Annotated in this window: 22 protein-coding genes; 3 read left to right on the top strand and 19 right to left on the bottom strand. The window is 31.4% G+C overall.

Annotation, left to right across the window (positions count from 1 at the left end; genetic code table 11):
• Positions 1-12 precede the first annotated feature (12 nt).
• From OIU80_RS05025 to prmA, 12 genes are all read right to left on the bottom strand, one after another.
• Positions 13-330, bottom strand: coding sequence for a hypothetical protein (locus OIU80_RS05025; protein WP_264285958.1), 318 nt, complete (start codon positions 328-330; stop codon positions 13-15).
• 4 nt (positions 331-334) lie between these two features.
• Positions 335-787, bottom strand: coding sequence for a hypothetical protein (locus tag OIU80_RS05020; protein WP_264285957.1), 453 nt, complete (start codon positions 785-787; stop codon positions 335-337).
• Positions 788-852: 65 nt separating this feature from the next.
• The gene (locus tag OIU80_RS05015) at positions 853-1,149 is read right to left on the bottom strand and encodes a winged helix-turn-helix domain-containing protein (protein WP_035625903.1); all 297 of its coding nucleotides are present in this window, start codon (positions 1,147-1,149) and stop codon (positions 853-855) included.
• Between the two features lie 3 nt (positions 1,150-1,152).
• Positions 1,153-1,842: a YiiX family permuted papain-like enzyme gene (locus OIU80_RS05010; protein WP_264285956.1), complete on the bottom strand. Its 690-nt coding sequence runs from the start codon at positions 1,840-1,842 to the stop codon at positions 1,153-1,155.
• Positions 1,843-1,874: 32 nt separating this feature from the next.
• Positions 1,875-2,480 carry a hypothetical protein gene (locus tag OIU80_RS05005; protein WP_264285955.1) on the bottom strand — a complete coding sequence of 202 codons (606 nt, stop codon included), beginning with the start codon at positions 2,478-2,480 and terminating at the stop codon, positions 1,875-1,877.
• Between the two features lie 83 nt (positions 2,481-2,563).
• Positions 2,564-3,460 (bottom strand): hypothetical protein, encoded by an 897-nt coding sequence (locus tag OIU80_RS05000; protein ID WP_264285954.1) that lies wholly within the window; start codon positions 3,458-3,460, stop codon positions 2,564-2,566.
• Positions 3,461-3,476: 16 nt separating this feature from the next.
• Entirely contained in the window at positions 3,477-4,295 is an 819-nt protein-coding gene (gene kdsA / locus OIU80_RS04995; protein ID WP_195736284.1) for a 3-deoxy-8-phosphooctulonate synthase, read from the bottom strand.
• Positions 4,296-5,270: 975 nt separating this feature from the next.
• Positions 5,271-5,720 (bottom strand): 2-dehydro-3-deoxyphosphooctonate aldolase, encoded by a 450-nt coding sequence (locus tag OIU80_RS04990; protein WP_264285953.1) that lies wholly within the window; start codon positions 5,718-5,720, stop codon positions 5,271-5,273.
• A gap of 327 nt (positions 5,721-6,047) precedes the next feature.
• Positions 6,048-6,725, bottom strand: coding sequence for a lysoplasmalogenase (locus OIU80_RS04985; RefSeq protein ID WP_264285952.1), 678 nt, complete (start codon positions 6,723-6,725; stop codon positions 6,048-6,050).
• Positions 6,726-6,734: 9 nt separating this feature from the next.
• Positions 6,735-8,006 carry a sterol desaturase family protein gene (locus tag OIU80_RS04980; RefSeq protein WP_264285951.1) on the bottom strand — a complete coding sequence of 424 codons (1,272 nt, stop codon included), beginning with the start codon at positions 8,004-8,006 and terminating at the stop codon, positions 6,735-6,737.
• A gap of 69 nt (positions 8,007-8,075) precedes the next feature.
• On the bottom strand, positions 8,076-8,351 hold the full coding sequence (locus OIU80_RS04975; RefSeq protein ID WP_129538052.1) for an ATP-dependent Clp protease adaptor ClpS: 276 nt from the start codon (positions 8,349-8,351) through the stop codon (positions 8,076-8,078).
• A gap of 34 nt (positions 8,352-8,385) precedes the next feature.
• Entirely contained in the window at positions 8,386-9,222 is an 837-nt protein-coding gene (gene prmA, locus OIU80_RS04970) for a 50S ribosomal protein L11 methyltransferase (RefSeq protein WP_264285950.1), read from the bottom strand.
• Positions 9,223-9,334: 112 nt separating this feature from the next.
• Here prmA and OIU80_RS04965 point away from each other — a divergent pair, with 112 nt between their 5' ends.
• Positions 9,335-10,471 carry a hypothetical protein gene (locus tag OIU80_RS04965; protein ID WP_264285949.1) on the top strand — a complete coding sequence of 379 codons (1,137 nt, stop codon included), beginning with the start codon at positions 9,335-9,337 and terminating at the stop codon, positions 10,469-10,471.
• Positions 10,428-12,770: a hypothetical protein gene (locus OIU80_RS04960; protein WP_264285948.1), complete on the top strand. Its 2,343-nt coding sequence runs from the start codon at positions 10,428-10,430 to the stop codon at positions 12,768-12,770. The genes OIU80_RS04965 and OIU80_RS04960 overlap by 44 nt, the downstream gene beginning before the upstream one ends.
• Before the next feature lie 474 nt (positions 12,771-13,244).
• Here the strand turns inward: OIU80_RS04960 and OIU80_RS04955 are convergent, their stop codons facing one another.
• From OIU80_RS04955 to OIU80_RS04930, 6 genes are all read right to left on the bottom strand, one after another.
• Positions 13,245-15,263, bottom strand: coding sequence for a DUF349 domain-containing protein (locus tag OIU80_RS04955; protein ID WP_264285947.1), 2,019 nt, complete (start codon positions 15,261-15,263; stop codon positions 13,245-13,247).
• A 163-nt stretch (positions 15,264-15,426) separates the two neighbouring features.
• Positions 15,427-16,872: a glycoside hydrolase family 1 protein gene (locus OIU80_RS04950; RefSeq protein ID WP_264285946.1), complete on the bottom strand. Its 1,446-nt coding sequence runs from the start codon at positions 16,870-16,872 to the stop codon at positions 15,427-15,429.
• 348 nt (positions 16,873-17,220) lie between these two features.
• Entirely contained in the window at positions 17,221-17,970 is a 750-nt protein-coding gene (locus OIU80_RS04945; RefSeq protein ID WP_264285945.1) for a shikimate dehydrogenase family protein, read from the bottom strand.
• Entirely contained in the window at positions 17,970-19,367 is a 1,398-nt protein-coding gene (locus tag OIU80_RS04940) for a tetratricopeptide repeat protein (protein WP_264285944.1), read from the bottom strand. Before OIU80_RS04940 ends, OIU80_RS04945 begins: the two co-directional genes overlap by 1 nt.
• A 317-nt stretch (positions 19,368-19,684) precedes the next feature.
• A complete protein-coding gene (locus tag OIU80_RS04935) occupies positions 19,685-20,878 on the bottom strand; it encodes an aspartate aminotransferase family protein (protein WP_264285943.1) in 1,194 nt (397 codons plus the stop codon).
• Positions 20,879-21,035: 157 nt separating this feature from the next.
• Positions 21,036-22,697: an OstA-like protein gene (locus OIU80_RS04930; protein ID WP_404827354.1), complete on the bottom strand. Its 1,662-nt coding sequence runs from the start codon at positions 22,695-22,697 to the stop codon at positions 21,036-21,038.
• A gap of 272 nt (positions 22,698-22,969) precedes the next feature.
• On the opposite strand from OIU80_RS04930, the gene OIU80_RS04925 reads away from it, so the two are divergent.
• Positions 22,970-24,841: an alpha-amylase family glycosyl hydrolase gene (locus OIU80_RS04925; protein WP_264285942.1), complete on the top strand. Its 1,872-nt coding sequence runs from the start codon at positions 22,970-22,972 to the stop codon at positions 24,839-24,841.
• A 233-nt stretch (positions 24,842-25,074) separates the two neighbouring features.
• Here the strand turns inward: OIU80_RS04925 and OIU80_RS04920 are convergent, their stop codons facing one another.
• Positions 25,075-25,866: a superoxide dismutase gene (locus OIU80_RS04920; protein WP_264285941.1), complete on the bottom strand. Its 792-nt coding sequence runs from the start codon at positions 25,864-25,866 to the stop codon at positions 25,075-25,077.
• Positions 25,867-25,870 lie beyond the last annotated feature (4 nt).

Here is a 25,870-nt window from a genome sequence, read left to right as displayed (position 1 = left end):
TGTTTAAAAGTTTTATAATAAATTAAGTTTAACAATGATTATATAATATAAAAGTGCAATAGGAATGTTTGATAATAGAATTAGGATTTTACGTCCTATATAATCCCTTTGGTTTGGTAGAGAAATGAAGCTCTCTAATAAATGAAATAACATGATGGCATTAAGAAATAAAGCGGCAACAGTAAAAAGAAAGCCAACAATCAAGATATAAGAGTTGTCTTTTACAAGTAGAAGCAGTGCAAAAAAGAGCGAACAAATTATTAGACTACCAATGGTGAGTTCAGTTGATGCTCTACATTCAAATTTTTCTTCATTAATTAAGTTTTTCATAGTTTTAGATTTTAAAAGTTTTTTGAATTGATAGAATAGGAGTGGATAACATTTTGGAGAAATCCAAATAATAAAAAGGCATCGCTTTTTTTCCTCTTTTATATTGTTTAATAAAATGCCCAAATTGTGTTGGATAAAAGAGAGTTCCAGATAGAATTACTATATATAAATACAAGCTTTTTTTGCGATTACCCAAAAGATAATATTGCATTCCAATTTCATCTATAACCGAGATCCCTGTATTTGTTAAAACATGAATGATGTCATGATCTTCTAATTTAGCTTGGATATCAAAATTATTTCTATGAAGAAAATCTCCCAAACCATAACCTAAACTTCCTTCAGGATAGGCAAGTAATTCAGTTTTGTTTATTTCCCAAGGAGCATTTTTTTTCATGTATTTCTGATACGGTTTTCGGGACAACTCGTACATTTTTTCTATTAATAAATCCTTCATATTTTTTCGGTTAGTTTTTTTCTAAAGTACTTTGTATTTCAAAGTTAAAAGGTAAAAAAAAGGCGTTATTTCTTCTGTATCAATTTTTCAAGAGCGTCAATATGTGCAACAAATGCAAGTTTACCATCTTTGGTAGCCCTATAACTAGTGTTGGGTTTTTTGCCAATAAATTGTTTTTGTATCTCTATATAGTTTTCTAGTTCTAATGCTTTAGCATGACTAGCCAGGTTACCATCAGTAACGCCTAAAAGCTCTTTCAGAGTACTAAAATCAGCCGAATCATTGACCATCAATACAGACATGATTCCAAGTCGAATTCGATGATCAAAGGCTTTATTTATATTTTGAATGATGCTTTTCAATTTTTAATAGGTATCAATTACGGTTTTTAATAATTTCGAATCCACAATGTTCGAAGGAGCAACAACATCTTCCTCAAGCGGAATATTGTTCCCATATCGTTCTTTTAATTTAGCTTTAACTCTTGAATCAGTTAGGTTAAAATCCTTTAATTTCTGCAATGGGCATAATTCGATACCAGCTCCATTTTTATAAATTTTCCAAATTAATTCAGAGCAATACATTTTATCATCAGACCAACCAAAATAAGAATCATAGTCACTATTAAGAAAATGTCGACTATAAATCTCCATTTTTTCAACAGCAATAGGAGTTAAAGCAGTTGTATCTTTTAATCTTTTTACAAGAAAATCTTGATCCTTACCATGTTGAATCCATTCATCAAGAGGAGTTAATTTTACAGGTTGTACAGCTTCAAAAACAAAACGTTTGCCATCTAAAATATAAACGATTCCACAATGAGAAAATTTAGAATTTGTAGCAATTCTCACAGCTTCACATTGGCTAGATTCTGAGGTTTGAAAAATTAAATCGCCCGGATGAATTTTGTCCAAAAGATTGTCCTTTAACTTTGGATTTTCAGCTGTTGTTTTCGAAAAAGGATTGCTCGGGAAAAACTGTTTTGTAATGTATAAAGCAAAGCAAAAGCTAATGATTAAGGTAACCCCAGCGAAAATGTATTTAAATTTTTTCATGTTTTACTTTTTAGAGTTATGACAAATAAAGATTATTTCCTATCGTATTTAAAATACATAATACTTCCGTATAGAATATGGCAAACACCAAAACCTAATGCCCAAAATTCTAAAGCATAACCAGAGAATTCAGTTGCAATTAACCCCAGAATAATTATAGTAATTCCTAAATAGCGTACATCTCTCAAAGTATATTTACTAGCATTTACACAAGCTAATCCGTAAAATAGGAGAGTGACAGGAGCAATTAAGCCATAATAACCATTTCGGAGCAAAAGTAAGCCGAAAATACCACCAGTAACAAGTGGAATCAAAAAATTAACTAATACTCTTTTCGAAGTAGAATTCCATATTTTCTCTCCTTGTTTTTTTGCTTTGCTAGCAGTTAATATCGCAGCAGTTACAATAGAGAATAATAATACTAAAAAAGCAGTTAATACAATTAACTTGAAAGTTTTACTTTCCAGAGTTACATAATAAGCCGCATGACTCTCAATAAGACCATTGGCAATATGAGCGCCAATAAGAGCATATATTCCTGCCATAATTCCTGATAAACCACTTAATGAAATAAACTGAGAAGATTTATTCATCATGTTTTTTATTTCAGTAATATCCTGTAAATATTTATCTTCCATATAAAGTACTTTGAATTACAAAGTAAAAGATAAAAAAAATAGTCACCAAATAAAATGATGACTATTTTTTATGAATTTGTAAATTATATTCTGAAGATACCTCCGAAAGCAATAATTCTCTGGAAAAAGAAAAAGTCTTGAGAAGCACTATCATCACTACTTTTAGTAGTTTTAATGTCTTGCATGTTGATATAACCACCTTTTAACTCTCCTTGAATATAAAAATGTTTGAAGAAAGTTAAGTTAATTCCCGCTTTTGCAGATACGCCATATCCAGAAACGTGAAAATCATCATGACGATCTTTTCCTAGAAGTGTTGTATTTGTTTTAGGAAATAAAATTCCAGCACCTAAACCTTCGGTTAAGTTAACTTGAAATTTATCTGTATTAGGTAAACCAAGCCATTTTGAAATATCATCATGTCTTGAAACTTCAGTATTAACATAGTTCAAGCCATCTGTGTGTTCGTACATTAAAAAAGCAGGAGGATTTCCCTGAATAGAACCACCTTCCTGAGCACCATGTAAAGACATATCTACAGGTGTACTATTATAATTTCCGTTGTAATAAGACCCAGCTTGATCAGCAGGTAAATTAATATAACCAGTAACATTAGCTGTTTGATTTTGGTTCATTACATATTTCATGTGGTCTACACCAATCGTTACACTGTAATGATCGCTGAAAAAATAACCTAAACGTAGATTCGTTTGAGGAATGGTCATTCTTGCAGGATTAACATAATCCATATGCCATCCTTTTGGTTTATCATGAGCAGACATATTCTCTACTGTAAAATTGTAATCTTTACCTCTAAAGTTAACGTCTGATTTACTGTAACTTTCTCTGTTACCACCCCAAGAAACAAAGAATTTTCCTTTATTATGTGCTGTGTATTTGTCTTGTACTGCTATTTGTTCTTGTGCAAAAGTATTTACTGAAAAACACAACAAGAAAAATAAAATAAAATTAGTTTTCAATGTAATAAGTTTAAAATTAAAATTGATTAATGGTTTTTCTGATGGCAACCAGTTTTGTCATTAAATCTTCAAAATAGTCTAAATGCAACATGTTTGCACCATCACTTTTGGCGTTAGCCGGGTCAAAATGAGTTTCGATAAAAATACCATCAACACCTACTGCAATACCAGCTTTGGCAACAGTTTCGATCATATCAGGTCTTCCGCCAGTTACACCTACAGTTTGATTCGGCTGTTGTAATGAATGCGTTACATCAAGAACTGTAGTCGCATATTGTTGCATAGTAGGTATTCCTCTATAATCTACAATCATGTCTTGGTAACCAAACATAGTACCACGATCAGTAACCATAACGTTTTGGTTGTTACAATCCAATACTTTTTGTACGGCATGTTTCATGCTTTCAGGACTCATAAATTGTCCTTTTTTTAAGTTTACTACCTTTCCAGTATTAGCAGCAGCCACAACAAGATCTGTTTGGCGTACTAAGAATGCAGGAATTTGCAAAACATCAACATATTGAGCAGCCATTTCAGCATCCTCATTAGTATGAATGTCAGTTACAGTAGGAACATGAAAAGTTTCAGAAACTTTTCTTAGAATTTTTAATGCTTTTTCGTCACCAATTCCAGAGAAACTATCGATTCTAGAACGGTTAGCTTTTTTAAATGACCCCTTAAAAACATAAGGAATCTGTAGTTTGTCGGTAATACCAATTAGTTTTTCAGCAATACGCATCGCCATTTCTTCACCTTCAATGGCACAAGGCCCAGCTAATAAAAAGAAATTACCGCTATCAGTATGTTTAATTTGTGGAATATGTTGTATGTTCATAGTATGAATTTTTAAGACAGTGCAAAGGTAGTTATGATTTACGATTTACAGATTAAGAATTAGGAATTTTTTAACGAGCATTTCCTGCTATCCATTGTACTATTTTTCTCTAAAACCTTTTTTCTCACTCTTTACGTAAGCCACAGCTGATTGCTTTGCAAATCCTGAAAAAAAATAAGCTTTTAAAAATGGTTTCCACTTTAAACTCAGTTCACTGAACAGTTATAAAAATAAAGGTAAAGTGAAATAAGTAAGGGCAATATTAATTCATTGCTAGAAACTAATTAATGATATTTATCATATCTAATCGTTAGTGTGTTTTAAAGTATACTTTTCTTAGTTTGTAGGAGAATTAAGGATTTCATTTGACACTAACAATTATTGTCTTCCAGAGTTTTATATAAAAAATCCCAAACAAAATTTGTCCCAGATAAAACAGCGTATTTATAAAAATATGAATGCCAATTAGCATTTGAACTCTAGAAATAAAAAAATCAGGATAAAGAGAACTGAAATCGAGTAGGTGATACATATTAATTTTTTGCAACCTATTTAGCTTTTCTTTCTTTCCATTTTTTAATTAAAAATTGAAGAAGTATAATAATACACAGAACAATAATACAAAAAACAACACTCGCTAGAATTCCTAATAAAGGCATTCCGCATCTTGAGTTTGAATGTTGATTATAATATTTTGAAAGACTATAATTGGCAATGAAAATAGCTGCAATAGAAAAAATAATTTGGAAAATGAAACTCATTAAACTTATTTTTCCAAATTTAAGTTTAGTTGGTTTTTTGCTGAAAATAATTTTTGATCCAACTATTAATTGAAATAGTGTAGGTAAAATTATTAAAATAAAAGGTGCAATATTTAGCATTTTATAGTTTTAAAAAGAATCGTTCTCTTTCAAGTCTATCATCTTTAAGTTTTGTTTCTCCTGGTCTTGTTTCTTTCCTCTTTAGGTCTTTCTTCTATTTTTTTAAAGTCAATCCAAGCGGAACCATCAAAACTCCTTTTTCGTAGATATTAAGATATAAATTGATTGGTTTTTTTTGTCCTTCCCATTTTATTTCATAAACATCAAGAAAACCTGCTCCCATATCGCTTCTTTTGCTAGGGAAAGGACAGCAACTTTCGAGTTTAGTATACGTTATCTTTTCACCATTTGGTCCAGCCAGAGCGTTTAAAAAACGTTGTTGGTTAATGACTTCATCTTTAGATGTTCTATAGAATATATTTACAGGGTAATCTTTGTCATAACCATACTTCTTGTCTTTACTATATGCTGTAATTATAAACGTATTGTCTTTGTTTAAAGTTAAGTTTGGCGCATTATCATCTACATTTTTTAAAGTAGATTTTGTACTCACACAAGATGTAGCAGTAATAAGTAAGATTATAAAAAGAGCTATTTTTTTCATGATTTTTGGCAGTTTTATGATGCAAATATAAATGGTTTTTAGTCACAGATTAAAAGAAAGTTTTAAACTTAAATTGCCTATATAAGTACGCAGATGAGATAAATTTACAAAAGTAAAGACGCGGATTAAAACGGATTTTTTAAAAAGAATCCCAATCTCAAAGTTTCTGGAAAAGGAGAAAATCCGTTTTAATCCGTGTTTTCGCTTTAGCGAATCCGTTAAATCCGCGTTCCTTTCGTAAAGTGATTGGATATAATTAAAATAAAATCTGCTAAATCTGCGTGCAAAAAAACTGTGTAAATCTCTTTAATCCGTATTATTAGTGCTTTATTTTGTTTTTACTGAATTCAGTTTTAAAATACCAATTACAATCAGATATTGTGCCATAAGATAAGTAAGCATGATAAAAAATGAACTTTTATAAATAGGTTCATAAAATTTATCCATTGCCAGAATACTATCTGAAATGACAAAAATAATAGCTCCAACAAGAATGTAGGTATTTGCAGGTTTCTTCCAAATTAAATACCCGCTAAAAGCATACAAAAGCATTGTTGATATAGTTAATGCATAAACGATCACAGGAAGTTGTAAATCACCAAGTTTTGGTAATAAAACAGTAAGCATAGAAGCTAAATAAATTACAATAGCGATTAAGCCAATATAGAAAACCCCTTTGTTTTTAGAAACGTAAGGTTTGTTTTGTTTGTTAAACAGAATGATATAAATAACGTGAGATATTAGAAATGCGACCAAGCCTAATATAAAATAGATTTCAGCAATATTAGCGAATAATAAAATCACATCACCAATCCATGAGAATAACAAAGCGCCAAGCAGAATTTTTTTAGAAGGGAATTCATCAGAAAAATAAACAGCAAGCCATAAAATCGGGATAAGTAATCCTTTTAAATACCAAGCAATGTTTTCAAGATTATAAAGAAGAATTAAAAGATAAAAAAAACTAAAACCAATATAGAATTTTAAGAGTAAAGGGCTTTTCATATTTCGTTTTTAAGAGTTTACCAGAACTGGTTTTATGTTTTTGAAATCAACTTTCACAAAATAAATTGTGACTAATAGGGAGATAATATGATATCCGATAACAACAATATTGCCAAAAGGAAAAACAGAATTAAGTCCAAACCAATCTCCAAAATAAAGAATAATTGCCAGAACAGTTACTAAACGTAGGCTTTCCCACAAAATGGCAAAACGATTTTTATCCATTAATTCAGTGTAACTGTAGATGGTTATGAAAATAAAAAAGCCATAATAAAAGATATTTGGGAAACCAATTTTTGCAATGTTGCTAAAAAGATAGCTTACAAACAATAGGGTTATCATAACTTGAGTAATCGACCAGTAAACGAGTTTTATAGAGTTGTCTGTTCCATATTTAGCATAATTATATACATCAGTTATTTTATTGACAGGATATTTTTCTTCAAAATTTTCAGGACGCCAACCAGTTGGTTTAAACCAAATTGTAAATTTATCTTTCCAGTTTTCAGCACGCCACGCATCGCTAATCATTAATGCAAGATGCTGAAAATTAATTCGTATTGGGTTCCAGGTATTTGCGGGTCTTGTAATTCCAAAAACAGGCGGAACAGATTCTAGCTCTTCTTGGAAAGTACCAAAAAGTTTATCCCAAAATATAAATATCTGTGAGTGATTTTTGTCTAAATATTCAGGATTTATAGCATGATGAACTCTGTGGTGAGATGGAGTTACCAATATATGCTCAAGAACACCCATTTTCTTGATATATTTGGTATGATACCAAAACTGTAAAAACAAATGAAGAGGTAATGTAATAGCAATAACACTAGCAGGGATACCAAGTAATGCAGCAGGAATAAGCAAGAATGTAAATAAGTTTACAAAACTCGCTATGGGTTGTCTTAAAGCACAAGCCAGATTAAATTCTTCGCTACTATGATGGATGGCATGTTTGTTCCAAAGAAAGTTAATTTGGTGTGATAAACGATGGCTCCAATACCCATAAAAATCAATTACAAAAAAGCCGATAAGATAGGTGAGGACAGTAGTTTCTATATGATAAATAGCAATTTTAGAAACCAACCATTCATACGAAATAAAAGTAATTGTAAGACCAAGAACATCTTTTACTGAATTTGTAATTCCGGAACTTACACTAGACACGCTATCGATAAGAGGAACATGGTCTTGTTTTATGTATAAACCATAAGATTTTTCGATTATAATTAATAATAAAAAAATCGGCATTGCAATAATTAGTATTTTTCCGTACTCTTCCATAAAAAAAATAGTGTATTTTATTCAAATATAGAATAAATTACACTATTTCTTAGATTATTGATAATAAAATTAAACTATTTCAGCGCTTAAACCAGCTTCAAGAAGTTGGGTACATTGAGGTTTTAATTTATCCATACTGCCTGTTTTTACGGTACATTTTCCATTGTAATGTACAATTAAAGAGCATTGCTCAGCTTGTTCGGGTGTATGATTGCACACGCGAATTAAAGTTTCTATTACATGATCAAAAGTATTTACATCGTCATTATAAACGATGATTTCGTTATTAAAAGATATTGCTTCTTTTTCCCGAACTCTTTCTTTTACTTTTTCTTTAGTACTCATTTTTTTTAGTTTTTGTACTGTTGTAATTAATTAACTACAAATTTACATATTTTAAAGAAACCCAATTATTTCTTTGAAATTTTTTAACATATTTCAACCCTTTTTCTGTACACGAAGCATCAATATAAGGAATGTCTTCTTCATAAAAACCACTTAATAATAAGGTTCCTTTTGAGTTCAGACAATCAACATAGCTTTGCATGTCATTTAGTAAAATATTACGGTTAATATTAGCGATGATTAAATCGTATTTTTTACCAGCTAATAATGCTGCATCACCTTCGTAAACGGTAATATGTTTGCAATTATTGCGTTCAGCATTCTCTATAGAGTTTAAATAGCACCAATTATCAATGTCAATTGCGTCAATAGGCTGAGCACCTTTCATTTCGGCAAGAATAGCAAGAATAGCAGTTCCACAACCCATGTCTAAGGTTTTTAAACCGTTAACATCCATTTCTAATAAATGCTGAATCATCATATGAGTTGTTTCGTGGTGACCAGTTCCAAAACTCATTTTTGGTTCGATTACAATGTCAAACTCAGCATCTGTTTTTGGATGAAATGGAGCACGAACATGACAGTTTCCATCAACATCAATAGGTTCGAAGTTTTTCTCCCATTCCTCATTCCAATTTACTTGCTCAATTTCCTCGAATGTATATTCAATCTTAAATTCATCCGATTGTAAAATATGAATATCTTCTAGAATTGTTTCATCCCATAAATCCTTTTGCACAAATGCAGAAATTCCAGTTTCAGTTTCAGTAAAACTTTCAAATGCTTTCTCTCCTAATTCGGCAATTAGTATTTCTGAACCTAATTCTTTAGGCTCAATAGTAAAGTGATACCCGATATAAATGTTTGACATGTTTATTTTTTTTGCAAAGGTAACAATCGAAACTTGAAATTGTTGAAAAAAATGAATAACGTTATTCTTTTATACATTACTTTAGCTCAAAAATTGTAAGTAGTATTAAAAAATGAAACGCTTAATTATTATACTGTTGTTTGTGGTAATAAATAGCTCTGGATGTGATGAAAAGAAAGAAGTGGTTCGTTCTTTCTGTTATTGGAAAACAAGTGCTTATTTTGATAAAGAAGAAGATTCTATTTGTAAGAACTTAAATGTGAAACATATGTATGTGCGGTTTTTTGATGTGGATTGGAATCCATATACCAATGAACCTCTTCCAGTTGCAACAATAAGTCGAATGGATTTTAATGAAAGCAATCTGAAAATTACACCAAGTATTTTTATTACCAATGATGTTGTTTTGAAGGCGAGTAAAGATCAATTGGATAGTTTGGCCAAAAAAATTCAGAAAAGAATAAAAGAAATAGGGCTTAATTATAATAAAGAAAAAGCGGATAAAATTGCCAGTACTATTGTTTACTCAAATTATGAAAAGCAAAAGGTTAAAAAAACTTTAAATTTAGATTCCATAAAAGAAATTGAATTAGCTAAATTAAAATCAAATTTTGAAGAGATTTTAATTGATTGTGATTGGACAGAAAAATCCAAGGATAATTATTTTTATTTATTGCAACAGATTAAAAAAGAATTTAAAAGTTCTCAATTAGCTGCGACGATTCGATTATGGCAATATAAATATTGTGAAAAAGCAGGAGTTCCTCCTGTAGATAGAGGGTTATTAATGTGTTATAATTTATCAAGTCCTAATGATTACAAAACCAAAAATTCTATAGGAACAAGCGATGAATTAGAAAAATACATAACACATAGTGATTATGATCTGGGGTTAGACATTGCATTGCCCTTATATAGCTGGTCGGTTGTTTTTCGAGGAAATCAATTTAAAGGTATTATATCCGACTATGAGCAATTTATTAAAGACACATCAAGAATTAAAAAAATAGCAAACAACAAATACCTGCTTCAGGATGATGTTTTAATAGGGCAGACGTATTTACGAAATGGAGATGAGATTAGAATTGAAAAAATCTCGGATGAAGAGATAAAAAAAATGATTTCGATCATAAAAAACAGAATACCATTTGATAATCATACAAAGGTTACTTTCTTTTCTTTTGATAAAAAATACATCCATGATTATGGAATCAAAAACATATCCGGATATTACGCGCATTTTCAGTAGCTTAATTTTATTGTTTGCTTTTCAGGCTTCGTTTGCTTGCGGATGGTATGAATCGGCAGAAACGAGTCGCCTAGCCTTGTTTAAATCAGAAAGAGAAGGTTTCTTGAAGTTGCATTATTTTTGTTATTCTGCAAATAGTTATCATGAGGTTAGCCAAGTTTCTAATAGAGATCAGGAATTAAATTGTCTGGAATGGCAAAAGAAAATAGGTACAAACGTTTCTACAGCAGATATTTATACAATTTTATACGAAACTGATTCTGATAAATTCCAAGCAGCTTATAAAAACCACACTTTAAAGCAAGTTTTTGCAAAGAATACTTTTATCGCAACTTTGTTGCGTTTAAAAAACAAACCCTTTTTGGATTATTTAGTATTTGCAAAAAAATTAGAGTATAATAATATTCCAAGTTCAAAATGGGAATCTTGGGGTAGTATAAACAGTTACCAGGAAAATGTAAACACAGTTGCAATAGGTGATTATAATCAAAAGATTTTGTCAGCCAAAGATGCTTTTCTGAAACAGCGATATGCATTTCTTATTCTTAGAGATCGTTTTTATAGTTCAGATAAAGCAGAGGTAATTAGTTTATACGATACATATTTTGCGAATAATAAAAACACGATTTTAGAGCCTTGGGCTCTGTATTATAAAGCATTGTGTATTGATGATTATCCTCTTCAAAATTATTTACTGAGTAAAGTTTTTGCTACTTGCGATGATAAAACATATGCTGTAATGCAGCATTATAATTTTAAACAAACAGCCGCTACATTGCGATTGGCAAAAAATGATGAAGAACGAAACATGATTTTGATAATCGAAAGCATGCGTAATCCTGCACCAGACTTAAATACAATGAAACAAGTGTATAGTCTTGACTCTAATAGTGTTTATTTTAGTTTTTTGGTTCAAAGAGAAATTAATAAACTCGAAGATTGGATTTTTACTCCCAAATATTCATCCAATAAAATTCCTGCGGTAAGTTTTAATCAAATGAGCTGGTATGATAATTATGAAAAAGCCAAAGCAGAGAATTTTAATAAAGACATTTTTTATCTAAGAGAGTTAAAACAGTTTTTAATTGATGCTCATAGCAAGGTTTCTGGAGAGCAAAAAGATTTTATGGCATCGGCTATTTCACAATTGTGCTTTATAGATGACGAAATAGACTTAGGAAAAAAATATGTCAACATGATTTCTGTTAAGGCTAATGTTTCGATCCAATTACAAAAAAATATTCAATTGGCTCTTGTGGCTTTAAAACAAGATAACTTGAAAGAGAAAGATACCCAAAACAATCTTTTTAATTATTTTAATGCAATAGAAGATTTAGTTCAAGAAGATAATAGCTTGCTTAAAAATCTGTATAGTTTGTATAGGATTGCAAGTGATGAATTTTCTAAACAAGGAGATAAAACAACAGCAGGTTTATTATTTTTAAAATCTAATCTTAAAAAAGAAGCAACGGATTCTTGGTATTATTACACACCATCTTTTTACGAATATACAGGTTACTTCGAGAGATATGCAACTCTTGAAGATATGGACGATTTAATAGCATTGTATCAAAAAGAAGATAAAACACCGTTTGAGAAATATATCTGTGCAGGAACAACAGCACCAGATGTAAATTTTTATAGAGATGTAAAAGGAACGATAGCTTTTAGAAAAAATAATCTAGCTATAGCTTATCAGGTCTTTGCAAGTATGCCATCTAATTTCTGGCAGAAAAATTATGAGTATAAAAATTATCTTAACGAAGATCCTTTTGTTCCTAAAGTGTTGAAAAAAGCTAAAGAAAGAAAGTTTAATTATCGTTTTAATAAAGCGGAATTTGTAGCTAAACTAATTGAGTTGAAAAAAGAAAATACACCAACAAGCAACTTACTTTTGGCGCATGCTTATTTTAATGTTTCTTATTGGGGGAATTCCTGGATGATGCTAGCTTATGATTGGACGTCTGGAGGAGAGAATTATTCGGATTATGTTTACGGAGAGAATAATTATGATGCCGAAATGAAATATCAAAATTCAAATTATTATCGATGTACGCTGGCCAAAATGTATTATGAAAAGGCATTGAAAATGTCTAAAAATAAAGAAGAAAAGGCATTGGCAAGTTTAATGATCTTTGAATGCAATTATTATGATTACTATAGGGATTTTGATATTTCACACGAAGAACAAGCTGCTTTTAAATCAGGAAAAGAAATAGTAGATTTTTATTCGGTGTATAATACAACAAAAACATTTAAACAGTATAATTGCCCACTTTTAAAAGCATTTATAAATTAGAGTTTATTGATTTGTTCTCTGTATGGCAGTATAAGATTTGTCGTATAACACACTAAACGAATTTAACCGCAAAGCACGCAACGTTTTTATAAGTAAGATTTCGTAAAAAATCGTAAAGTTCGCAAAGTGTTGTATTTTTTATATACTCTGTGAACTTAGCATGCATTACTGTTTTTTTGAAAGTTTAGAAAATATGATACATAATTGCTCCAGTGGAGTATCATATTTATAGCAAATTTAAAGGGATTGGGTAGCGCTACAGCGTAGCGATATAGAAAGGTATGGTATAATGCAGATAAAGAGAATTTAACCGCAAAGCACGCAACGTTTTTATAAGCTTTGCGAACTTAGGGTATCCCGATAGCTATTGGGATTGCGCCCTTTGCAGTTAAGCCATTTTAGATTAAAATATAAAGCAAAAAAAGAGCGATAAAATTAATTACCGCTCTTTTTATTTATAAACCTTTAATAGATTTAGTTATTGTTATCTAAATTTCTTAATTGGTGTAGTTTTTCTTTCCAAACGTCAAGACTTTCTTTGTGAAGCGCAATGTTTTTACGAACTTCCAGAACTATTGAGTTTTCTTTCTTGGCATTTTTAGTATTGGTAAAGAACTGAATGTTATTTTCTAATTGGAAAATTTCATTTTGAACTTCTTCAATTTTACGTATCAAGAAAATTTTCTCGTTGTCTAATTTTCTAGTATCATTACTTTCAGATAAATTATCAATTCTATTAGCAAATCGAATCATTTCTGTTTCTTTTTTGCTTAAGCTTAATTTTTCAAAAAGTGCATCTAGTATCTTATTAAATTTACCTTCGATATGACGTCTAGGAAAAGGCACTTTTCCGAAGTTTTTCCATGTCTCGATGTGTAATTTTATAGCATCAAGATCGGTTTTATGATCACCAGTAAGTTGGAATTCTCTAATAGTTTCTAAGTAAGCTTTTTTGTTGTCAAATGCAGCTACTTCATCTCCATTTTCTTCGTTTTTGTGCTCTTTTAATTTATCAAAATAACTATTACAAGCATCTTTAAATTCTTTCCAAATTTTATCAGAGTATTTTCTAGGAACATGACCAATTTGTTTCCACTCTTCCTGAATCTTTTTCATTACAGGAGTAGTCGATTCGTAATCGGTACTTTCTTGTAATTCTTTGGCTTTGGCAACCAGAGCCATTTTTTTATTTAAGTTGTCGTTTTGATCTTTTTTAATGTCTTTATAAAATGAATTTTTAAAAGTATTAAAATTTCTAACGGCAGTTTTAAATGCGCTCCAAGTAGCTTCGTTTACATCTGATGGAACTTTTCCGGCTGCAAAAAACGCAGAACGTAAAGCTTCTACCTTTTCTATTTGTTGCAACCATAAAGAATGTGCATTTACTTTTTCGGTAGCAAGAACTTCAATTTGCGAAATGATATTTTTCTTAACTTCAAGGTTTTCAAGTTCTGAACCTCTAATGTTTTCGAATAAAACCTCGCGTTTGTCATGAATTTTTTTAGTTAATTCACTAAACTTATTCCATATTTCATCACGGTGTTCTTTAGAAACCGGACCAATATCTTCTTTCCAGATTTTATGTAAATCTTGTAGTTCTCTAAATGCTTTACTTACATCTGCTTCATTTACTAATTCTTCTACGCGAGCAACAATTTTTTGTTTTTGTTCTAGATTGTGTTTAAAATCCAAATCTCTGGCTTCGCGATCTAAATGTAAATAATCATAAAAATTTTCTACATGAAAATGGTAGTTATTCCATACGTGATTGTATTTGTCTTTTGGAATTGAACCTGCATTTTTCCATCTTTCTCTTAGTTCATTAAAATGTTTAAGAGTGTCTTTTATGTTTTCTTGCGGATTAATAAGCTCTTTTAATTCCTCAACAATAGCTAATCTGTTTTCTAAATTCGATTTCAGATTGGTTTGTAGGCTTTTAAAGTGTGCATTCCTATGGTCTCTGAATATGTTGTAATATTCATCAAATTTTGTTTTTAATGGAGAATGATATTGAAATTCTTCGTTTGGATCTTGATTTTCAGCATTAAATTCTTCTCTTTTTTCTTCGATAAGATGATTGTACTGTAGCAAAAACGATTTTTTAATTTCTTCGATATGCTCTTTTACAGACATAACTTTATCTGACGAAACTAATTTTTTTAGTTCTGCTACTAGTTCGTCCAGCGAAAAAGTATTATAATCATGCATCGGAAGGTCATGGCGCTCTTTTAGCGTTTCATCTTCACTTTCTTCGGCATTAGAATTGGTTATTGCATCTAGTGCTGTCTGATTTTGAGTTTCGGCAACAGTTTCTTTATCTGATAACTTTTCCTCAGAAGGAGCTATGCTGTTCTCAGATTCAGATACAATGGTTTCCGCTTCACTTTCATTAATTTCAACTGAAATAGTTTCATTGTTTTCAGTTGAATTTGCAGATTCAATTTCTAATTTTCCATCTGCCTCTTGCAGGTTATCATTCTTTTCTTCTAACATTTTGTCAATGTATAAGGTTTTTACTTTAAATCTAGAGCGAAAGATACTAAAGGTGTTCCGAACTACAAAATAAATCCTTTATTTATAGTGTGTTTAAGTTTAATATTCTTGTTAATTGGTTGTTTATGAGGTTGTAAAAGCGATTGTGAATACTATTGAATATTTAATATATTCCCACTTTTTTGTCTAAAGTAGCTTTTATCATTGTTTTTGTATTTAAAAATCGTTTTACAATTGCCTGATAATGTTTACCTCCGTCTTTTAACTTTCTTTCCTGCGTTTCAAGATTTACAGCATATAATCCAAATTTTTTATCATATCCTAAACTCCATTCAAAATTGTCGATTAAGGACCAATAATAATATCCTCGTACATCATATCCATCTTTTATAGCTTCTGATATGGCAAATATTTCTCTTTCTATAAACAAGCCTCTTTTGTTGTCTTTGGCATCGGCAATACCTGTTTCGGTAATGATGATTGGCTTACTGATTCGTGACATTCGTTTAATTGCTCTATAGATTCCTTCGGGATAAACTGTATAATCCATATCAGTCATCTCTTCACCGGCTACTGGTGAAAACATTTTTTCATGTTCTATGAATTTGAAGGTTGTAGCATAATGCGAGTAATAATTAAGTCCCATAAAGTCTATGGTGTTGGGAGCGTCTTTATCGAAATAATTTTCATTGGCTTGAAATGGAACTCCGAAATGATATTTCCCAGTTTCGAAGAAGTTTAATGATGAATTATTAAAATTATCATTAGCAACCAAAGCTCCCAACCAATCGAGCAAGTTCCATCTGTTTTTAGGTTCAAAGAAAAAAATGTCTTTTACAATCCCTATTTGTGATTTCTTACCATTTGATAAACTTTTCATCATTTTATAGGCTTGTGTATGAGCTATTAAAATGTTTTTTAATACCCTGCCTGCAATTTTAGAGTTCTTTTTGCCTGGTGGAAAAATGTCTGACATAAAAGCCAGATTTGTATAAACATTAATTTCATTAAAAGTTGTCCAATAAGTAACTCGATCGCTATATTTTTCGAATACTGTTTTTACGAATAACTGAAAGTAGGCAATGTTTTCTTCTTTTTCAAATCCATTTTTGTTCATAAACCATAGCGGTTCTTCAAAATGATGTAATGTTATGTTTGGAGTGATTTGCTTTGCTAATAAGCGATCAATTACATCTGAGTAATGCTGAATTGCATCTTGATTAAATTTGCCTTCTTCGGGGTTTATTTTGCTCCATGATAAAGAGAAACGATAGGCATTTACGCCTAGTTCTTGCATAAGTTCAATATCTCGTGGATATAAATTCCAATGATCTGTTGCAAGTCCTGCTTTATCTCCATTATCAATTCGTGGTTTACCCTTTTCATTTTTTTGGTTTTCCCACCAAGACCAGTTACTATTTGTGTGACCGCCTTCAACTTGATGTGCTGCTGTAGCGGTTCCCCAATGAAAATCTCTTGGGAAATTTAAATCATTGGTATTTCTCTTGGACCAATCCCAGCTTATTATAGGGTATTTTATAGAAAGATAAATAATTATAAGAAGATATAGTATTGCTATAACAACGAGTACTTTTAAAAATATATTCATACTTTTTTATCTGTTTAACTGAAACAAAGCTAGAATATTAAGGTTAAGTGATTATTTTATGGTGTTATGTTAGTATTAAAAAACGGAAATTAATGGTTGTGTTGTTATGTTTCGCTATAGTCTAGAAAAAAAGAAACGCGGATGACGCGGATTTAGAAAAGTAAAAACGCAGATAAAAACGGATTCTATTTGTTATTCTTGAAATCCGTTTTTATCCGCGTCTTCGCCTAAGTGAATCTGTTTAATCCGCGTTCAAATCCGCATTCTATTATTCGTGAAATAGTCGTAAAACAAAAAAGACCACAATTTTGTAATTGTAGTCTTTGAGATATTGTTTTTAGAAATATTTTATTTATTCCAGATTTTCCAAGCTTTTTCGGCCTGAAAAATAAGCATATCATATCCGTTTTTTATAACAGCTCCATTTTCTTTTGCTTTTTTAAGAAAGGTAGTTTCTTCGGGATTATAGATTAAATCGTAAGCGATGTGTTTTTTAGTAAAAAACTCATATGGAATTGCAGGATAAGCTTCTATATTTGGGCTTGTTCCAACGGGTGTACTATTGATTATAATTTGGTAATTATCAAAAGTCGTAGCATTGATTAAATTATAATCAATAATATTTTCTTTGGCTTCGCGAGAAACAAATGTGTATAAAATACCTAATTCGTCTAATGCATAAGCTACTCCTTTAGAAGCACCACCTGTACCTAAAATCAAAGCTTTTTTATGGTGTGATTTTAATAAAGGTTTCAATGATTTTTTAAAGCCATAATAATCGGTGTTGTACCCTTTTAGCTTTCCTTTTTTGGTAAACTTAATAGTGTTTACAGCACCGATTAATGTAGCTTTTTTTGATAGTTTATCTAAAAAAGGCAGTATTTGTTCTTTGTAAGGTATCGTTACGTTTAATCCTTTTAAATCAGGATTGTTTTTTATCAATGCTGTAAAATGGTTAATCTCTGGAATATCAAAATTTTCATAACTACATCCTTTAAAATGTTCGTCGTTGAATTTTTCGGTAAAATAACCTTTTGAAAAAGAGTAACTAATATTTTTTCCTAACAAGCCGAAACGCCTTTTTAAAATATGAATCATTATTGTTTTTTATGTTTTGTAATATAGTTTTGTACCATCTTTTTTGTCCAAACCACAGGAAATAAGTCTTCGATTAAAATATAATTTTCAAAGTTTAATCGCAATCCATTACTTAAATGGAATTTAGCCTTAGTATTTTCTTGTATCATAAAATATAGTCCGGCCAAACGATATTCGATTTCGTTTTCTTCTGGAAAATACTCTGTTGCTTGCAATAATGTTTGAATTGCGCTTTCGAATTCGCCCAAGAACTGAAGAATATCTACCCAAAACAACCAAGTGTCAAGTGCATAATCGCCAAATTCGACTGCTTTTCGGTAGCCAAACTCTGCTTCTTCAAAAAAGTTCATTTGTTTGTTTATCGTTGCATAACGTTTCCAGTACAAACGATTTTGATTGTCTATTGCTAATGCTTTATTGACAAAAAACAATGCTTTTTGGTAGTTTTTCTGACGTACATAAAAATCAGTTATGGCAATCCATCCTTTGTCTAAAAGTGGATCTTCATGAACTGTTTTATTATAATATTTTAATGCTAGGGCTTTGTTACCAAGCTTTTCGTAACATTTTCCAATTCTTAATAGTGCATACGAAGTTGCATCATCAAGTTCGATGGTACGGTTGTAGCTTTCTATTGCTTCGGCATATTTTTTTAAACGTTCAAATGCTTTGGCTCTTTCCATAAAAGCCCCTAGGAACTCATCGTCGATTAGAGTTGCATAATCAAAAGCGCGAATTGCACTTTCATATTCTTTTATACCATAATGCAAGCGTCCTAACTGGTGCCAAGCGATTTCACTATATGGGTTTTTGTTTATGTATTTGTTTAAATAGGCAATAGCTTCTTGATTTTGGTCTAAAAACTCAAAACAATATACTACGTTGTATAAGGCCGATTGGTCTTCTAAATCTTCTTCAAGACATTTGATAAAGCTATCTTTTGCCATTTCAAGATTATCCATGAAAAGATATTCCATACCGATTAAATTATACACATCGGCAAAATCATCAGTATATTCCAAGGCGATTTTAAGCAGTTCGACCGCTTTTTCGTGTTGGTCTCTCTTAGAATAGATATTTGCCTTTTGGATATAAATTTCTTCGTTGTTGGGTTCGATTGCGTATAACTCGTTTAAAAGCTTTTCTGCTATTTCGAGTTTGTCGTCATACACTAGCATCTCTACTTGTACTAATTTTAAGCCTGTAGATTTTGGATGTTGGTCTAATGCAAGTTTTAAGGCTTTCTTTGCTAAATTAGCCTTACCTATGTCCAGATAATGAAGGATAATCTCTTCAAATTCTTCTGAATCAAAAAAGAGTACTTTGTTAGTTTTTAACATCGACTCAAATTTGGATAGGGATAGGTTATAATCTTCTTCTTCGTTGCTTAATTGCATACTTTATTTTTTTGATATTAGCCTTTTATAAAATTAGGCAACATGTTTTTGTTATGTGGGGAAAGGAGGAATTGTTGTGAACAATTTAATTAACAATATTAGCAGTATCTGCGATCAGTTTTCAGGGGAGTTTTTTATAAACTGAATGTATTTGAATTCCTAAATATTTTGTTGTCAACGATATGCTTTAGTCCAGATTACTTCACTACACTTTTACTTTTATCGGAGTTCAGTGAACTTCGTTTAAAGCGGTATTCTTTTTTGTTTTTTTCTTTATAAAAACAAAAGGTAAAGCAGTTAGCTGGTCTCGGTAGCTCCTAATTATTCTTTTTGTTTAAAATTTCATCCATTACATTTAGGATGATGGCACAACCTTCTCTTATTTCTTCATCAGAAATTGTTAACGGAGGCGTAATACGTATGGCACATCCTTCAAACAGCAACCAGAATAAAATGAGCCCTCTGTCCTGACAGGTTAAAATAACTTCGTTTGTTATCTCAGCACTCTCTGTCATGGCGGCAAGCATTAATCCTCTTCCTCTAACTTCCTTAATCAAAGGATGTACCAAAAGTGTTCTGATGAGCTTTTCTTTTTCTAATGTTTCGGGCATTAGGTTTGTTTCAGTAATTTCTTTCAAAGTCGCCAGGCAAGCTGACGCAATGACAGGGTGACCTCCAAAAGTGGTGATGTGTCCAAGTTTAGGGTTTTCGGTAAGTAAGTCCATTTTTTCTGCCGATGCAGTAAATGCACCTACAGGCATTCCGCCTCCCATTCCTTTTCCCATAACGACGATATCGGGAACGACGTCGTAATTCTGGAATCCAAATAATTTTCCAGTTCTTCCAAATCCTGGCTGAATTTCATCAACAATCATCATGGCTCCAACTTCGTCACAGCGTTCACGTACTTTTTGCAAAAAGTTGTCATGAGGTTCTATAAATCCTGCTCCTCCCTGAATTGTTTCTAAAATAATTCCGGCTGTTTTAGTAGTTATTTTTTGTAAATCGTCTTCGTTATTGAAAGTTATAAAATCTACATCGGGAATTAAAGGTCTAAAGGCTTGTTTGCGCTCTTCGAATCCCATAACACTCATTGATCCCATTGTGTTACCATGGTAGGCGTTATGACATGATATTAACTGACTGCGACCTGTTGTTCTTCGTGCTAGTTTTAAAGCACCTTCAATAGCCTCGGTTCCTGAATTTACTAAATAAGTTTTATTTAGGGATTCGGGCAGGAGGGAAGCCATAAGCTTACAATACTCTACTGCTGGACTTTGCGAATATTCTCCGTAAACCATTACGTGTGAATATTTGTCTAGCTGATCTTTTATAGCTTGGTTTACTCTTGGGTGCTGGTGACCTAATGTACAGGCAGAAACACCTGCTACGAAGTCTAAATATTTTTTATTATTGGTGTCGTATATGTAGGATCCTATGGCATGCGAAACTTCCATCCCTAAAGGATAAGGTGAAGTTTGTGCTTGGTATTTTATAAAATCTGGATTCATTTTTTTTAAGGTTCTAAGTTACTGAGGTGCTAAGAGGCAAAGGGTTAGAGGTTTTCTAGTTTAAGGTTTAAAGTTGCCAACTGTTGCGGTTACTGTTACTAAAAACTGAGATTGAAAACTGTCACTGCGACTGCAAACTAAAAATAGAGAGTATATACTATTTTTTAGCTTTGGATGTTTTAACAGGCTTTGTTGCTGGTTTCTTTTTATCGTAATCGAGGGTTTCTTTCCTTATTTTCATCGGAACATTTTCTTTGGCATTATCATCTTTCCCTTCTTGAACTAATTTATCGTTCTCTTCGTTTTCTTCTTTTGTAAAGATATCGTCTTTGGACTTTATCTTTTCTTCACCTCGCCAATTCATTCCTCGCAGTTTTCGTGCATTTTCGGGTAATTCGGTTTCAGGAAATATATCTCCATCGACCTGATTAAAGAATGTAATGGTTTCAATACCGTTGTTTTCTAAAATAAGATTGATTTTACTGCTTACATTTTTATTGATTCCAATGAGTTCATTGGCATCATTACGCATGTAATAAACTACTTCGGTATTTTTTATAACATCTACATCATGTAGTTTTCCTTCTTTAAATTTTCCGTATAAATTTAATCCCTTGACTTGATTATAGCCGGTTCCCAAGGTATCCTTAGAAATAATAAAGGTATTATTGAGTACTTTGAGTGAGTCGAGTTTCTTGGTGTTATTATCACCAATAAGATGCATAATATCTCCAGTAATCTGGCTTTCTCCATTCCAAAGAATTGGGTTTCCTATTAGTTTAGTTAAAGCTGTTCTGCTGCTTGAATGTATCGAATCACATTTTCCACTCATATCTGTTTTAAAAAACCGAACATTATTAAAAGCGCGTATAATTCGATCACCTTCTTTTCCTGTAACCATTAGTCTTTTTCCGTGTATGTAAACCGAATCGTTCTCGACGAAGTTTATTGCAACAGCTCTCTTAGTTACAAACATAGAGTCTTTTTGTTTGTAGATTTCGGCGTAATGCCCTTTTACGATTCCTCGATTTATTGAGTCAGTAATCTTTACATTTCGTGTTGCCGAAGCAAAATCTTTATTTCGGTCATAATACAAACTATCTCCTTCTATTAACCGATCATCATAACGTATATAGGATTTTCGGAGAAAATGTGCTAGATTTCTTTTAGTATCATAAAAACCTTTTTCTGTATAGATATAATCGGTTTTACTGGTTATTGTTGATGGTCCAAATAAATAAGAATGCCCAGAATTACTATAATAATCTAAATGGTTTGATTTGATAACACATTTTGGGTTGGTAACTGTAACAGCCGTTAAGAATTTAAACTTTTTTTCGGCTACATAATATCTTCCAGATTTACTTTCTAAAGTATTTTCTTTGTTTACGATTGTTCCTTTAGAATTATAGTATACTTCCTGAACGTTTCTGTCGAAGTTAATAGTATCTGTTTGTAATGTTGCGTCTGGAGAACTCATAACAGGATTTCCTGTTGCAAATGCTTTTTTTGAATTACCGCTATACTCAGCATATTTACTATTTAGAAATAAAGTATCTCCTTGTACTATTTGTACATTTCCAAATGCTTTTAAGTAATTTTCTCCCTGAAACAAATAGGCTTTATTACATGTTAAAACTACACCATCGTGGTTTACCTTTACATTTCCAGTAAGTAAAATGGCGCCTGGCATTTCGATCTCATTCCTATCTACAAAATCAGAATGTTCGATGTTGATAATTTTTGGAGCTTGTGCTATTCCTAAATTTACACTTAAAATCAGCAAGCAACTATATATGAAAAAGAGAGATTTCTTCAATTGATTAAATTTTTGTCAAATTTATGAAAAAGGAAACAACCTTAATAGATATTAGGATTTATTTATAATTCAAAAGTACACTTAAATTCGAGATGTTGCTATTTTTAAGTTATCAACAAATAATCATACTAACACGTTGTAGTGTTTAAAGTAGAAGCATTTTTTTAGTTAAATTTTAATCTCGGATTTTAGGTCTTAAAAAATAGATTAAATTTAAAAAATCAATAATGCATTTTAGCATTAAAAATTAATAAAATCAGATTATAAAAAATATGATAAAAGCACGAGTTCTTGTGGCAGGGATTACCGCAATGGTTTTGGTTACTGCATGTAAAACAAAGGATATAAAACTAAATACAGACAAAAAAGAGGTAGTTTCTGAAAATAAAGTTGTTGTATATCAAGTTTTCACCCGTTTGTTTGGAAATAAAAATACGACTAACAAACCTTGGGGAACTATCGAAGAGAATGGAGTAGGTAAGTTTAATGATTTTACTGATAAAGCACTACATGAAATTAAAGATTTAGGTGTTACCTATATTTGGTATACAGGTGTTCCTCATCATGCTTTGGTTCGTGATTATACTGCATATGGAATTTCAAATGATGATCCCGAAGTGATTAAAGGTAGAGCAGGATCACCATACGCTGTAAAGGATTATTATAATGTAAATCCTGATTTGGCAGTAAATCCTGCGAATCGCTTACAGGAATTCGAAGCTTTGATTGCCCGTACCCATAAGGCAGGTCTAAAAGTTATTATTGATATCGTCCCGAACCATATTGCTCGTAAGTATGAAGGTAAAAATAATCCTGAGGGTGTAAATGATTTTGGTGCTAATGACGATGTAACTGTTGTGTATAAGCGAGATAACAATTTTTATTATATACCAAATACTCCATTTCAAATTCCAGATAATGTTGTTCCGTTAAACGGAGAGAGAAACTTGCTTGTAGATGGTAAATTTAACGAAAATCCTGCAAAATGGACTGGTAATGGTGCAAGTAAGGCAAAACCAGATCAAAATGACTGGTATGAAACGGTTAAAGTAAATTATGGTATTCGTCCTGATGGGGCTAAAGACTTTCCTGAATTGCCTGCTGGTTTTGATAAGAAATCATTTCAGGAACATTATGATTTTTGGAAGGATAAAGACGTTCCTGATTCTTGGAAAAAATTTAAATCAATTGCATTATACTGGATTTCAAAAGGAGTTGACGGCTTTCGTTATGATATGGCCGAAATGGTTCCATACGAATTTTGGAGTTACATGAATTCTGCTGTAAAAACTAAGAATCCAAATGCTTTTTTACTTGCCGAGGTGTATAATCCAAATGAATACCGTAACTATATTCATTTGGGTAAAATGGATTATTTATATGATAAGGTTGAAACGTATGATAAACTGAAAGACATAATTAAAGGTAAATCGTCTCCTGATGAACTTTCAGGAATTCAGCGTAATATGTCTGATATCGAACATAATATGTTGCATTTTTTAGATAATCATGATGAACAACGATTGGCTAATTCTGAGTTTGCAGGAACGCCAGAGAAAGGAAAACCGTTGATGGTTGTTTCTACTACAATAAGTACTTCGCCAACGATGGTTTATTTTGGGCAAGAAGTAGGAGAGGCTGGAAATGAAGATGCTGGATTTGGCAAGCCTTCCAGAACATCTATTTTTGATTATATTGGGGTGCCTAATCATCAGCGATGGATGAATAATGGTAAGTTTGATGGAGGACAACTTACTCAATCTGAAAAGAATTTGCGTGATTTTTACAAACGACTATTGAATTTTTCTATAAAAAGTCCAGCGTTAATGGGGCGATTTCAAGAAATTCAAACTGTAAACCGAAAAGAAACAGCCGGATATGATACAGATGTTTATTCTTATGTACGCTGGTCAGATAATCAAAAACTAATTATTGCTGTTAATTTTTCTGCTAATAAAACGAGTGTATTTGAGTTAAAAATTCCTGCTGACGTTATCTCAAAATGGAATTTGAAAGATGGCATGTATATGTTAACGGATCAATTGTATTTAAAAGACAAAATAAAACTGAAGGTGGTAAAAGGTGAAGGATATGCTAAGGTTAAAATAGCGCCATCTGAATCGTTTATTTATGAAGTGAAGTAATAAATTGACAGATAGGTTTTAAAGCCTGTTTGATGAAGCCTGTAATTAGATAAACCTTGTTTTGTGAACGAATTCATAAGCAAGGTTTTTTTATTGATTATAATTTAAAAATGGAATAGGTTAAGATATGAAATCTATAAATTTAAATTCTTAAAAAAGGATTTGCAAATAATGGGTAAATTAGAAAATTTAAGCAAAAAAAAAGTTGATACATTTTTGTATCAACTTTTTTTTTAGACTCTACCAACTTTGGTTAGTGCTGTTTTATAATTTTCGTTTATCTTTTCCCAATTGATGACATTGAAGAAAGCATCGACATAGCTATTTTTTCTATTTTGATAATCTAGATAATAGGCATGTTCCCATAAATCTAAAGCTAAAATTGGAGTTCCAGGAATTAATGCATTTTTCATCAATGGATTATCTTGGTTTTCAGTTGTTGTTATCTGAAGTTTCCCAGCTTTATCAACAACTAGCCAAACCCATCCTGAGCCAAATTGTTTGCTTGCTTCGTTTTTAAATAATGATTTAAAATTTGCATACGAGCCAAATTCTTTATTCATAGCACTTGCCAATGTATCAGTAGCTTGCTCAGATTCTGGTTTTGGAATCATACATTTCCAATAAAGGGAATGATTGTAGTATCCACCAGCATTATTACGAAGCTTAGCATCATTTAAATCTAGTTTGCCTAAGATTTGCTCAATCGTCATATTAACATAATCTGTATTAGCAATGGCTTTATTTAGATTATTTGTATAAGTTAAATAATGTTTTGAGTAATGTGTTTCTAGTGTTAATGATCTTATATTTGGAGCTAAAGCATTATAAGCATACGGAAGTTTTTCAAGCAGAAAAGCTCCAGGGTTTGCTTTTACTTCATCTGGGCTGCCAATTATTATTTTTTCATCTTTCGAAGGCAACGGAACTTCTACTACTTCAGTAAGCTTATTGTTGTCATTGCACGAAAGAATCGTAAGCGAAATTAAGATAAAAAACGAAAATTGAATACCATATTTTTTCATAAAA

The organism is Flavobacterium frigoritolerans (assembly GCF_025847275.1).
GTDB lineage: Bacteria > Bacteroidota > Bacteroidia > Flavobacteriales > Flavobacteriaceae > Flavobacterium > Flavobacterium frigoritolerans.
Note: the sequence above shows the minus strand (reverse complement) of the source record. Positions and strands in the feature narration are given on the sequence as shown.